9 protein-coding genes are annotated in these 13040 nt (G+C 73.5%); 5 read left to right on the forward strand and 4 right to left on the reverse strand.

Annotated elements, in window-relative coordinates; all coding sequences use genetic code 11:
- Positions 1 to 40: 40 nt before the first annotated feature.
- From GA0070624_RS18925 to GA0070624_RS34110, 3 genes are all read right to left on the reverse strand, one after another.
- Complete coding sequence (locus GA0070624_RS18925) at positions 41 to 2359, reverse strand: transglycosylase domain-containing protein (protein ID WP_091342912.1); 2319 nt, start codon at positions 2357 to 2359, stop codon at positions 41 to 43.
- A gap of 111 nt (positions 2360 to 2470) precedes the next feature.
- Complete coding sequence (locus GA0070624_RS18930; RefSeq protein WP_091342914.1) at positions 2471 to 3160, reverse strand: SAM domain-containing protein; 690 nt, start codon at positions 3158 to 3160, stop codon at positions 2471 to 2473.
- Positions 3161 to 3354: 194 nt separating this feature from the next.
- On the reverse strand, positions 3355 to 4272 hold the full coding sequence (locus tag GA0070624_RS34110) for a hypothetical protein (protein WP_141715078.1): 918 nt from the start codon (positions 4270 to 4272) through the stop codon (positions 3355 to 3357).
- 186 nt (positions 4273 to 4458) lie between these two features.
- Here GA0070624_RS34110 and GA0070624_RS18940 point away from each other — a divergent pair, with 186 nt between their 5' ends.
- Positions 4459 to 5394, forward strand: a complete 936-nt coding sequence (locus GA0070624_RS18940; RefSeq protein ID WP_091342919.1) for a diacylglycerol/lipid kinase family protein — start codon at positions 4459 to 4461, stop codon at positions 5392 to 5394.
- A gap of 6 nt (positions 5395 to 5400) precedes the next feature.
- On the opposite strand, the gene GA0070624_RS18945 is transcribed toward GA0070624_RS18940, so the two are convergent.
- The gene (locus GA0070624_RS18945; RefSeq protein WP_091342921.1) at positions 5401 to 7926 is read right to left on the reverse strand and encodes an AMP-binding protein; all 2526 of its coding nucleotides are present in this window, start codon (positions 7924 to 7926) and stop codon (positions 5401 to 5403) included.
- 83 nt (positions 7927 to 8009) lie between these two features.
- On the opposite strand from GA0070624_RS18945, the gene GA0070624_RS18950 reads away from it, so the two are divergent.
- Genes GA0070624_RS18950 through GA0070624_RS18965 form a run of 4 tightly spaced genes read left to right on the forward strand, consistent with a single transcriptional unit; the run spans position 8010 to position 12871 of the window.
- Complete coding sequence (locus GA0070624_RS18950; protein WP_091342923.1) at positions 8010 to 9050, forward strand: iron ABC transporter substrate-binding protein; 1041 nt, start codon at positions 8010 to 8012, stop codon at positions 9048 to 9050.
- 8 nt (positions 9051 to 9058) lie between these two features.
- The gene (locus tag GA0070624_RS18955) at positions 9059 to 10633 is read left to right on the forward strand and encodes an ABC transporter permease (protein ID WP_091349062.1); all 1575 of its coding nucleotides are present in this window, start codon (positions 9059 to 9061) and stop codon (positions 10631 to 10633) included.
- A complete protein-coding gene (locus GA0070624_RS18960; RefSeq protein WP_091342925.1) occupies positions 10630 to 11745 on the forward strand; it encodes an ABC transporter ATP-binding protein in 1116 nt (371 codons plus the stop codon). Before GA0070624_RS18955 ends, GA0070624_RS18960 begins: the two co-directional genes overlap by 4 nt.
- Before the next feature lie 19 nt (positions 11746 to 11764).
- On the forward strand, positions 11765 to 12871 hold the full coding sequence (locus tag GA0070624_RS18965) for a glycoside hydrolase family 18 protein (protein WP_245718870.1): 1107 nt from the start codon (positions 11765 to 11767) through the stop codon (positions 12869 to 12871).
- Positions 12872 to 13040: the final 169 nt, after the last annotated feature.

Raw genomic sequence — 13040 nt, forward strand, 5'->3', positions numbered from 1 at the left:
GGCGGCCGCCGCCGGCCGGGGCGGCCGCCGCCACCCACCGTCATCGCGGGGCCTTCGTCCGTGATGGCGACAGGCTCGGCAACGGGGTCAGCGAAGGCGACGAGGTCGGGCTCGGCTTGGGGCCGCCGGTCGGGCGGGCGCTGGTGCTGGCGCTCGGCCGTACCTCGCTCGGCGTCGGCTGCACGGTCGCGGACGGTGCCGCGGTGGTCGGCGCTGCGGTGGGCGACGGGGTGTCGCCCGGGAACTCGGGCGTGCCGAACCGGTACTTGTCCGGGTCGAGCTTGAGGGCGGCCGTGGCCTGCTCCATGAACTGCCGCCAGATCGGCCCGGGCCCGCTCGACCCGTACACCTCGTAGCTGCCGTCCTTGGTCTTCAGCGGCTTGCCGTCGGTGGTGCCGAGCCAGACCGCGGCGGCCAACGCGCCGGTGTAACCCACCATCCAGGTGTGCACGTTCTGCGTGGTGCTCTGCCCGGCCTGCCAGGTGCCGGTCTTGCCGGCGGAGTCCCATCCGTTGTCCAGCTTGGCTGCCTTGACCCGGCTCAGCGTCCAGTCCAGCTGGTTGAGCGCCTCCTCGTCCAGCTCGAGGTCGGTCCGGGTCAGCTGCTCCTGGTAGACCTTGTCTTCGCCCTTGGTCACCGATCGGACGAAGTGGGCCTCGGCGCGCTTCCCGCCGGCGGCGAAGGTCGCCATCCCGTTGGCGTGGTCCTGCACCGTGATGCCGTACTGGCCGATGCCGACCTCGGTGGAGAAGTGGCGGGCAACCTCGTCGGCGGGCTCGCCGCGCAGCTCGACCCGCTGCGGCTGCGGGTTGCCCTTCACGGTGGCCCACATCGAGTCGACCCCGGCCTGGGTGGCCATGTCGATCACCTTGGCCTTGCCCAGCTTCTCGGTCAGCTCGAAGTAGGTGACGTTGAGCGACGCGACGGTGGCCTCCCACAGCGCGCAGTCCGGCTGGCACGGCGCGTGCTCAGCGTTGCGGATCGGGCCGGCGGGGCTGTCCTTGGTACGCCCCGACTCCGGGAACTCCTTGGTCTCCGGCGAGTCGAAGTGCTGCTTCACGGAGATCTTGTCCCGGACGGCCGCGGCCAGGTCGTACACCTTGAAGGACGACCCCGGCGGGTGCTGGCCGAACCCGCGGGCCTCCCCGTTGTCGTCGTAGTACCACCCCGCGTAGTCCGCGCCCTCCCCGTTGTTGCCGCCGTAGTAGCCCAGCACCCGCCCGGTGCCGGGCTCCACCGCGACCAGCGCGGCCTGCCAGTTCTTCGGCTGCCCGCGCACCGCCTCGGGCGCGGTGTCGCGCCGGATGTCGGCGGCCGCCTCGGCGGCGTCCTGGACCCGCTTGTCGATGGAGGTGACGATCTTGTATCCGCCGTTGCGGATGAAGTCGGCCGGCTTGTCCTTGAACGCGTCGGTCTGCCGCAACTCGCTGAGCACGTGTTTGACCACCAGACCGGTCGGCCGGTCCAGGCCCGACTGGCCGGCGTTCGGGTCGATCGGCTTCACGCCGTCCGGGTACGCCAGGTTGGCCGCCTCCTCCGCCGACAGGTAGCCCAGCTTCACCATGCCGTCGCGGATGTAGTTCCACCGGTCGATCGAGTTCTGTCGCGCCTTCGCGTTGCGCCGCGGGTCGTAGCCGGGCGAACCCTCGGGATCGTTCGGGTCGGCCTCCGGCTGCTTCACCATCGCGCAGAGCACCATCGCCTCGGCCGGGGTCAGCTGCTGGGACGCCGGGGCGTCCCGGCGCACCGTCTTGCCGAAGTACGTCTGCGCGGCGGCCTCGATGCCGTACGCGCCCCGGCCGAACGGCACGGTGTTCAGGTAGAAGCCGAGAATCTCCTCCTTGCTGTACTTGTCGTCGAGCTTCCACGCGATGACCGCCTCGCGGACCTTGCGGGAGTAGGTGACCCCCTTCAGATCGGCGGCCACCCGCGCGTACTGCTGGGTGATCGTCGACGCGCCCTGCCGCTGACCGCCGGTGATGTTCGACCAGGCGGCGCGGAGCACGCCGGTGAAGTCGACGCCCTTGTTGGTCCAGAAGGTGCGGTCCTCGGCCGCCACGATCGCCTGCTTGGCGGAGTCGTTCATCTGCTCGTACGGCACGATCGTCCGGTTCTCCGCACCGAGCTTCGCCATCTGGGTGCGGCCGTCGGAGTAGTAGACCGTGGTCGACTCGGGCAGTTTCAGATCGGTGGGGGTGGGCACGCTGTCGAAGTAGTAGCCCCCGGCCAGCAGCCCGGAGCCGGCCAGCAGCGTGAAGACGACCAGGACGACCAGGAGGCGTTTGCGCCGACGCTTCCGCCCGCGGGGAGGGGCGCTGGAACCGTCGGCGCCGTTGGCGTATTCACCTGTGGGATGCACCCGCAATACCCCCTGGTAGATCGGCCGAATCGTGCACGCGGTCCAGTAGACCAGTTCGACCGCTGTCGTGCCCGAGTAGCCCGACGGGAGGGGTACCGCTCTGCCCTCAGCTCATCTCGTGGCCCATTCGCTGACCCGGTCGTTCCTCGACCGGCCCGAGGGTCGCCGGTCGGACCAGTGCACGGCGCTGTTGCCACTCGACCGGCTGGTCCAGGACGGGGGCAGGCGCAACATCGGATGCGCGATCATCCCGCCGGGCAGCGGAACTCTGTCCAGGTCCGCGTACCCGTGCCGGCGGTAGAGGTCACCGTGGGTCTCCGTGCAGGCCTCCGCGTACGTCGGCAGGCCGAGGGTCTCCATCCAGCGCTGACTGGCCCTCAGGATGGCGTCGGCACGGTCGACGCCGTTCGGACCGGGTGGGATCGCCAGGAACGCCAGATGGTTGTGGGCCTCGGCGGGGCGTCGCGCGGACAGGGCCCGGTCGAGGAGGAGAAACCGCTCCCGGTGCTGACCGCAGGCCGCGGTGAGGCGTCCGCGGTACCGGGCCGGGAGCGGGATGGGCCGGTAACGATGGAACCAGACGGCGGCGGCGGTGCCGTCGGGGAGCAGGAACGCGTCGCCGAAAAGCAGCGCGTGTTCCGTCCAGATGCGGACCACGTCGGCCAGCACCCGTGGTCGCCGCTGCTTGTCGGGCACGAGCCAGGCGCCGAGCGCGGTGGGCGAGAAAGTGGCGGTGACGAGGTCCACGATCCGGTCGATGTCGCACCACCGGGCGCGGACAAGGGGCGTGGTGAGGCTCATCGCGGAAAACTCCTGGTCGAGATCGGATACGTCCGGGGTGGCCGAGCGATCCGCCGCGTGGTCGGACCAGGCGGCTGTCGTAGGTCGGCGACGGGGGCCCGCGGAGGGCCGTCAGGCAGGCGGCGTGGCACGGATGCAGCAGGGCGGTCGCAGGTGTCCGCGAAGCGGGGTCGCGACGTGCCGGCGGTCGGTGCTCAGGCGGGCCTGGTCCCCGGCCGGGGGGATCGGGACGAGAGGGCGGCGGACCGGGTCGGGCGGCAGCGGTGCCCGCGCAGGGCGGGCGGCGTCCAGGCGCCGGCCGAGGTGTCGGCGGCGCTGCCGTAAACGCTGCCGCCCGAACCCACGCTGCTCGGGACGCCGGGCGCGGCCGCCTCGGGGGCGACGTCGGGCCGGACCGGGTGCGGGACCGGAGGGCCGCCGGCGTCGTCGCCCGCCACTGACCATCCGCGGGCGGCCGTGGGCCGCGCCGTCAACCCGACCGTGGTGCTGTGTCCGACGCGCGTCGACGTGCGGGTGGCCTGCCGGTGCGGCGACTTCGCCTGGTCGGCCCGCGGATCGACCTTGCCGCCCTTGCGGGGCTTCTTCGGATCCGTCCCAGGCTCCGCGTCGGCGCTGACCGGGGCCACCACCTTGGCCACGACCGGTTTGGTCTTCGGTGACGCCGGCTTCGCCTGCTGTGACCCCGACTTGGCCGCGGCCCAGCGGGGCGGCGCGGCCCGCTGAGCGGGCGCAGCGTCCGGGTCGAGGCGATCTGATGTCTCTGCCGCCTTCGGCCGGGGGCGGGAGTGCGATTGCGGCCCGGAGCGCTGGCTCGTCGACGCCCACGGCTGTTTCGTGCCGGCGGCCTTGCCGATTCTGCCGGTCACCGGGGCGGACCGGTCGCACGCCTTCTTGCGGTCCGCGATGTCTCGGACCACTGGGGAGTGGGGTGTCCAGACGTGCCCAGCCGCCCAATGGACGGTGCCGTCCGCACTGATCGCCGGCGGCGCGTCGTGGGCGTACGCGATGTGCCCGGTAGCCGCCTCGTACACGCTCCACGCGCAGACAACCCCGCCGAGCAGGAGCCCGAGGCGCAGCGCGACCCGCGTGAGCTGCCCGGCCCGTCGACTCATCCGCAGCGCCTCTCCGGACCTCGGCCATCGCCGAGGATCAACGCCCGTACTCTACCGAACGGCGTCGACCGATCACAGGCTGCACGGCATCGGATGATCCGGCGAGATGACGGAGCCGTCCGGTCAGTCTCCGGGGGTGCGCGGGGCTGGCGCGTGGGATTCCGGGCCGTTGGGTATCACCAGCTCATGAGCACGAGCATCGACAGCCGCGCCACCGACCCGGCGACCGCCCGGCCGGTCGGCACGGTCGCGGTCGTCGCCCACCGGAAGAAGACCTTCGGCGGTGGGCTCGACGAGCTGCGCACCACCCTGATCGCCGCCGGGGTCGAGCACCTGCTCTGGTACGAGGTGCCGAAGAGCCGCAAAGCGCCGAAGAAGATCCGCACGGCGCTGAAGAAGGGCGCCGACCTGATTCTGGTGTGGGGTGGCGACGGCATGGTGCAGCGCTGCGCCGACACGCTCGCCGGCTCGGACGTCCCGATGGGGATCCTGCCCGCCGGGACGGCGAACCTCTTCGCCACCAACCTCGGCATCCCCACCGACCTGCCGGAGGCGGTCCGGATCGGACTGCACGGCCGGCGCCGGAAGCTCGACCTGGGCCGGCTCAATGGGGAGCACTTCGCGGTGATGGCGGGGGCCGGCTTCGACGGGGACCTGATCCGGGAGGCCGACCGCAAACTCAAGGGCAGGCTCGGCCGCGTCGCGTACGTCTGGACGGGGCTGCGCCACGTCCGGGGAGAACTGGTGCGCACCCGGATCCGGGTGGACGGCGCCGACTGGTTCCACGGCGAGGCGAGCTGCGTGCTCTTCGGAAACGTCGGCACGATCACCGGCGGCGTACCGGCCTTCGACGACGCCCGACCCGACGACGGCGCCCTCGAGGTCGGCGTCTCCACCGCCAGCGGCGCGATGGACTGGGCGCGGACGCTGGGCCGGATGGCGGCGGGGCGCTCGGAGGAGTCGCCGTTCGTGCGGATCACCCGCGGCCGCAAGGTCACCGTCCGCTTCGCCACGCCGAAGACGTACGAGCTGGACGGCGGGGCGCGGACGAGGGCGAAGCGGCTGAAGGTGAAGGTCGTGCCGGGAGCGCTGACGGTCTGTTGCCCTGACCCGACCGCCTGACCGGGGTCAGGAGGTGGCGGGGCGCAGCCGGGCCGGCGCCGGCAGCCGCCGGGTCAGCAGTCGTACCGCGGCGGCGCAGCCGATGCCCACGGCCAGCGAGGCGACCAGGGCCAGCTCGCGCGACCACGGCCCGACGATCGGCATCACCTGCCAGTGGGTCAGGTAGATGTAGAGCGAGCTGCCAGCCAGCACGGCGGCCAGCCGGTTGAGGGCCGGCCGGCTCGGCAGCCGCGGCACCCAGACCAGCAGGGCGAAGCCGGCGACGATGAACGCCTCGCGGAACGGTTCGCCGAAGAACCCGGGCACGGTGAGCAGCGCGGCGGCGGTGACCGCCAATCGCTGGGCGGTGCGGGTGGCGCGGGCGGCCGCCCAACCGAGCGCGAACAGCCAGAACACCACCACGGCGGACGGCACGTGGCCGAGCGCGGCGAGGCCGGGCAGGTCGTAGCGGGTGACCAGGCCGAGGGCGGCGAGGGTGAGCGGCAGGCCGAACGGGAACCGCCGTTCGATCCGGTCCACCGCCGGCACGGCGATCAGCGCGGTGACCGCGAGCAGGATGGCGACCAGCGCCTCGATGAACCAGAAGTGCCACTGGGTCGGCCCGTCGTGCGGGCCGAGGACGCTGTTCAGCAGCAGGACGTTGGTCAGCGTGTAGTCGCCGGTGACGGTTCCGGCCAGCGCGATCCAGGCCACCGAGGGCAGCACGATCCGGCTGATGCCGCGCCCGGCGGCGCGCAGCCGGTCCCGCCGGGGTGCGTCGGTGAGCTGGAACCGGGCGAAGTTGAACCCGGCGACGGCCAGCAGCAGGTGAGCGCCGCCCTTGATGGTGAAGACCGGGATGTGCGACCCGACGATGACGACGATGGCCAGGGCGCGCAGCGCGACGCTGGTCTCCAGCACCCGGCGCCCGGTGGGTCGGGCCGGCGCGGGGCGGGCCAGGTCCCGGATCGGCGTGGTGTGCCAGTCGGCGGGCAGGTCGCCGAGGAGCTGTTCGAGGCGGACCGACATCTCGACGTACGACAGGGAGTCGCCGCCCAGGCTGACGAAGCTGTCGTCGGCGGTGACGTCCGGTTGGTCGAGCAGTTCGGCGTAGAGCCGGCGGAGCTGCTCGGTCCCGGCGCCGGACTCGTCCACGGCCGGGACCGGCGGGGGCGTGGCGGCGAGCGCGCGGACCGCCCGGTAATCGGGCTTGCCGCTGCTCAGCCGGGGCAGCTCGGCCAGCAGGTGGACGCGGACCGCGCGGGTGGGCAGGCCCGCTGCGGCGGCGGCCAGCCGCCGGACCCGTTCCGGGTCGGGCCCGCCGGTCGCGGCCACCACCAGCTCCCGGTCCGTCCCGACGCAGTACGCCTCGACGCCGTCGCGCCGCAGGTACGCCTCGACCCGCTGGGGGTCGATCCGCAACCCGAAGAGCTTCGTGAACCCGGCGGCCCGCCCGACGATCTCGTAGAGCCCGTCGGGTCCCCGGCGGGCCACGTCACCGGTGTGCAGCTCATCGACGGTGCGGCCGAGGGCGAGGTCGGCCGGACGCTCGGCGTAGCCGAGCATCACGTTGGGCCCCGAGTAGACCAGCTCGCCGGTGTCCGGCGAGGGCCAGTCCGGCAGCGGGCGCAGCCGGAACGACCCGCCCGGCACCGGCACGCCGATCGCCTCGGGTCGGCTCTCGGCCAGCTCCGGCGGCAGGTACGCCATTCGGGCGGTGGCCTCGGTCTGGCCGTACATGACGAAGAACCGCCAGCCGTCGCGTCGGCCCAGCGCGGCGTACCGGGCCACCCGGTGCGGGTCGAGCCGGCCGCCGGCCTGGGTGACCTGGCGCAGGTGGGGCAGGCGCATCCGGTCGAAGCCGACCCGGTCCAGCAGGTCGAAGGTGTACGGCACCCCGGCCAGGGTGGTGCCGCGCGCCGCCCGGAACAGATCCCAGAAGCAGCGGTCCGACACCGACAGGTCGGTCAGCACGAGCGCGGCGCCGCGCAGCAGGTGGCTGTTGACCACCGAGAGGCCGTAGCAGTAGTGCAGCGGCAGCGTGGTGGCCGCCCGGTCGGTGTCGCGGATGTCCAGGTAGCTGGCGATGGCCTCCGCGTTGGCCTGCAGGTTCGCCGACGACAGCCGGACCAGCTTGGGGGAGCCCGTCGATCCGGAGGTGCTCAGCAGCAGCGCCAGCTCCGGGTGCAGCTCGTGCCGGCTGGTCGGGCGCAGCTCGTCCACCAGCAGCTCCCCACCCACCGGGCGGATCACCACGTCCGGGTCGTACGCCCGGGCCAGCTCGGCGGTCGCGGCGTCCTTGTCGCCGGGGACCAGCAGCAGCGGGTGCCCGGCGGCCAGCGTCGCCAGGTACGCGACCAGCTCGTCGAGCCGGTTCGCGCCGGCGAGCAGCACCAGGCGGCGGGCCGGCCCGAGCCGTGCGGCCAGTTCGGCCACCCGGTCGGCCAGCTCGGCGTAGCTGAGCCGGGCCCGGGCGGTGATCACCGCCGGCCGGTCGCCGTGGCTGGCCAGGGCCCGGACGAACGCCGGCCCCACGTCGGGAAGGACACGCATGGCGGCAAGGTTAGGTCAGGCTCACCTAAGGATTTGCGGGGGGTGGCTTGCTTCGACCGGGGTCACTAAGGTAAGCCTTACCTGTGCAGAAACGTCTGAGCCTCGTCCTGGCCACCGCGCTGGCCGGCATCCTGTCCCTGACCGCGTGCGGCGGCGGCAACGAAAGCGACCCGGGCAAGCCGGGCGACAAGCGGCTGACCATCTACAGTGGCCGCAGCGAGGCCCTGGTGAAGCCGGTGCTGGAGAAGTTCGAGAAGGCGTCCGGCATCAACGTCGACGTCCGGTACGGGACCACGGCGCAGATGGCCGCACAGCTGGTGGAGGAGGGCGAGCGCAGCCCCGCCGACGCGTTCTTCGCCCAGGACGCGGGCGCGCTCGGCGCGGTCAGCAAGGCCGGTATGTTCGCCGCCCTCCCCGCCGAACAGCTCGACCGGGTGCCCGCCGCGTACCGGGACGCCGAGGGCCGGTGGGTCGGCGTCAGCGGCCGGTCCCGCGTCCTGGCCTACAACGGAGACCAGGTCAGCAGGGCGCAGCTGCCGCAGAGCGTGTTCGAGCTGACCAGGCCCGAGTGGAAGGGCAAGATCGGCGTCGCGCCGACCAACGGCTCGTTCCAGGCCTTCGTCACCGCCCTGCGGGTGCAGCACGGCGACGCCAAGGCCCGCGAGTTCCTCACCGGCCTGCAGGCCAACCAGCCGCAGATCCGCGAGAGCAACGTCCAGATCGTCTCGGACATCGACGCCGGCACGATCGCGGTCGGCCTGGTCAACCACTACTACGTCTACGAGCTGGCCAAGGAGCGCGGCGGCAGCACCGACACGCTCAAGGCGAAGCTGCACTTCTTCCCGAACGGCGACACCGGCGGCCTGGTCAACGCGGCCGGTGTCGGCCTGCTCAAGCGCGCCGGGGAGGACCCGGACGCCCGGGCGCTGGTCGACTACCTGCTCGGCACCGAGGCGCAGACCTACTTCGCCGCCCAGACCTTCGAGTACCCGCTGGCCGCCGGGGTGCCCGCCGCGCCCGGGCTGCCGCAGTTGGCCAAGCTCGACGCGCCGAAGATCGACCTCAACGACCTCGACACGCTCGACGTCACCGTCGCCATGATCAAGGAAGCGGGGCTGGCCTGAGCGGCGTCCTGGCCGGTGACCGTCGGGCCCCCGCCCGGCGGTCACCGCGCCGCGTCGTACCCCGGCCGGCGCTGACCGCCGCCTCGGCCGCCGCCGTCGCGGTCGCCCTGCTGCCCCTGGTCTACCTCGCCGTCCGGGCCGCCGAGGCCGGCGGGGACCGGATCGTCGAGGAGCTGCTCACCGCCCGGGTCGCCGTGCTGGCCGGGCGCAGCCTGGCCCTCGCCGCCGTGGTCACCGCCGCCTGCACCGTGCTCGGCGTCGGCATCGCCTTCCTGGTGACCCGCACCGACCTGCCCGGCCGGCAGGCCTTCGGCGTCCTCGCCGCGCTGCCGCTGGCAGTGCCGACCTACGTCGCCGGGTTCGCCTGGACGGCCACGGTCGACGGGTTCGAGGGCTTCTGGGCCGCCGCCCTGCTGCTCACCGTCTGTTCCTACCCGTACGTCTTCCTCCCGGCCGTGGCCGCCCTGAACCGGGCCGACCCGGGCCAGGAGGAGGTGTCCCGGTCGCTCGGCCGGGGACCGTGGGCCACGCTGCTCGGGGTCACCCTGCGCCAGATCCGCCCGGCCGTCGCCGCCGGGGCGCTGCTGGTCGCCCTCTACGTGCTCTCCGACTTCGGCGCGGTCTCCCTCGTCCGGGTCGACACCTTCACCCGGGCCATCTTCACCGCCTTCAACCTCGGCTTCGACCGCACGGGCGCGCTGGTGCTCTCCACCGTGCTGGTCGCCCTCACAGTCCTGCTGATCGGGGCGGAGCTGGGCACCCGAACCCGCGACGCCCGGTACGCCAGCACGGCGCTGCGGGCGCCCGTGCGCCTGGCGCTGGCCCGCTGGCGCGGCCCGGCGCTGCTCGGCCTGCTCGCCGTCAACGCCTTCGCCCTCGGGGTGCCCGCGGTCGGCCTGGCCCGGTGGCTGGCCGCCGGGGTGTCCCGCCCCGGCTCCCTCGCCGAGATCGCCACCGCCGCCGGCGCCTCGCTGTCGGTCTCCCTCGCCGGCGCGGCGCTGACCATGCTCCTCGCCCTGCCGCTGGGACTGCTCGCCGCCCGGGCGCCCGGCCCGGTCACCACCCTCCTGGAGCGCCTCACCTACCTCGCCCACGCCCTGCCCGGCGTGGTGATCGGCCTCTCCCTGGTCTTCTTCGCCGTCAACGTGGCGTACCCGCTCTACCAGAGCGTCTGGCTGCTGGCGCTGGCGTACGCGACGCTCTTCCTGCCCCTCGCCGTCGGCGCGGTGGCCTCCGCCGCCGCGCAGAGCCCGCCCGCCGTCGAGGAGGCCGCCCGGTCGCTGGGCCGCGGCCCGTTCGCGGTGTTCCGCACGGTCACCCTGCCGCTGACCCTGCCCGGGATCGGCGCCGGCGCCGCCCTGACCTTCCTCACCTGCATGAAGGAACTGCCGGCCACCCTGCTGCTGCGCCCCACCGGGATGGACACCCTCGCCACCGAACTGTGGACGCACACCTCCACCGCCTCGTACGCGGCCGCCGCCCCGTACGCCGCGATCCTGGTCGCGCTCGCCGCGGTGCCGACCTGGCTGCTCGCCGCGCGCACCGGCCTCACCGACACCACATCCCCCGGAGGCGCCCGATGACCGAGAGCATGCTGACAGTGGCCGGGGTGGCCAAGTCGTACGGACCGGTCGCCGCCCTGGCCGGCGTCGACCTCGACGTCGCCGCCGGTGACCTGCTCGCCGTGCTCGGACCGTCCGGCTGCGGCAAGACCACCCTGCTGCGCTGCGTGGCCGGGTTCGAGCGGGTCGACCGGGGTGTCATCACCGTCGCCGGGCGGCAGGTGGCCGGCGACCGCGGGCACCTCCCGCCGCACCGCCGCCGGGTCGCCGTCGTCCCCCAGGACGGCGCGCTCTTCCCGCACCTCTCCGTCGCCGACAACATCGGCTACGGGCTGGACCGGGCGGCCCGCCGCGGCGGCCGGGTCGAGGAGGTGCTCAGCCTGGTCGGGCTCGCCGGCTACGGCGGGCGGATGCCGCACCAGCTCTCCGGCGGCCAGCAGCAGCGGGTGGCGGTGGCCCGGGCGCTCGCTCCTCGGCCGCCCCTGGTGCTGCTGGACGAGCCGTTCAGCGCGCTGGACGCCCAGCTCCGCGCGGAACTGCGCGCCGACGTACGCCAGGCGCTGCGGGTCGACGGCGCCACCGCCGTGCTGGTCACCCACGACCAGGGGGAGGCGCTGTCGATGGCGGACGCCGTCGCGGTCATGGACGCGGGCCGCATCGCCCAGTGCGGCCCGCCCGCCGAGGTGTACCGCGACCCCGCCACGCCCTGGGTGGCCCGGTTCGTCGGCGACGCGGTCCTGCTGCCGGCCACGGTCGACGACGACGTCGCGGTCACCCCGCTCGGGCGGCTGCCACTGCGCGGACCCGCGGCCGGCGGCGCGGTGACCGTCCTCATCCGCCCCGAGCAGCTCCGGCTGGCGCCGAACGGCGGCTCCGTCGCGACGGTCGTCCGGCAGGACTTCCACGGGCACGACTCGTTGACCACCCTCCGCCTGGCCGACGGCACGCTGCTCACCGCGCGGACCCTCGGCGAGGGCGCCGGACTCAGCGCCGGCGCGCAGGTCGCGGTGACGGTGCGGGGACCGGTCCGGGCGTACGCCGCCAGCCACCCCAACGATCTTCGGCAAGCCGAAGCAGCGGGCGACAGATGCATTGACGGAGGTGAGAGTCCTACTGTAAGCAAGGTGTACTGAACACGTTGGGGGGGTCCCCATGCGACGCTCGGTACTCCTGGCCGCGATCCTGCTCGCGCTGACCTCGACCACCCCGGCCGTCGCCGCACCGCCACCCCGTTCGGGCGGCGCGGTAGTGGCGTCGGCCACCCCGGTCCAGATCTACGGCGCCTGGCACTGCGGCAACGACTACTGCACCTGGCGGAGCGTGCGCACGGTCGCCGAGTTCGACAGCCAGAACCACTGGCTCGTCGACCGGGGCGACGGCCGCCCCTCGGTCAACCTGGTGGTGCTCAGCTTCGTGAACCCGCTCGCGCTGCTGCACCAGACCACCGACGCGAACACCCTCGACGGCGTACCGCGGGGCATGACGTCCGAGATCGTCAACTACTTCACCTCCCGCGGGATCCGGGTGATGCTCTCCATCGGCGGCATCACCTATACCGACGACTGGAACGCCGCGCTCGCCGACAACCCCGCCCTGTTCGGGCAGCGCGCCGCCGCCGTCGCCACCCGGCTCGGCGTCGGCATCGAGATCGACTACGAGCAGAACAGTGATCCCGACCTCACCGGGCTGCAGTCCTTCATCGACGCCTACCGCGCCGTCCATCCGTACGACGCCACCGGCGCGCGGCCCGAGGCCCGGCTGACCATCGACGTCGCCGCCGGCGACCGGTGGCTGATCGCCCTCAACCGCAAGGCGACCGCCGACTGGCTGCGCACCGACACGCCGGTCCTCGACTACGCCAACGCCATGGTGGCCGCCCGCCCGGCTTCCGCCAGCACCTCGCAGGCGAGCTGGCAGGAGCACGTCGACGGCAAGCCGCAGTACAGCCCGCCCGTGCCGCCGCTCGCCCCGGCCAAGTTCACCGGCGGTGTCTACATCGCCTACGGCGGCAAGCCGCTTCCCGAGTGCGTCGACTACACCAACTCGGTACAGCGGGCGGCTGCGCCGTACGTGCAGACCGTCGCGCCCAACGGCGCGGGCGCCACGGCCGGGATGCTCGGATACATGTTCTGGGCGGCCGAGCGGCCGTCGACCCGGGGCATCGGCACCGTGCCGCCGAACACCTGCGAGGGCGGTGTCGGTGCCGGGGCGACCGCCCTGGCCGTGCCGGTGCCCATGCCCGCGTTGCGCCCGAGCTGACCCCGCTTCACGGCGTCGGGTAACGGTTCGGCCCTGGCTGGGGCGAGGGGGCGTTGCTGTGGGTGCGCCGAGCGACCTAGGCTGTGCCGGATCCACTAGGCACAGAGGAGCGTCGGTGACGGGCATCCCTCCAAGCCGCGGCAGGACGCGCGGACGCAATGGACACCGG

The sequence above is a fragment of the Micromonospora rhizosphaerae genome (assembly GCF_900091465.1).
In the GTDB taxonomy this organism is placed as follows: domain Bacteria; phylum Actinomycetota; class Actinomycetes; order Mycobacteriales; family Micromonosporaceae; genus Micromonospora; species Micromonospora rhizosphaerae.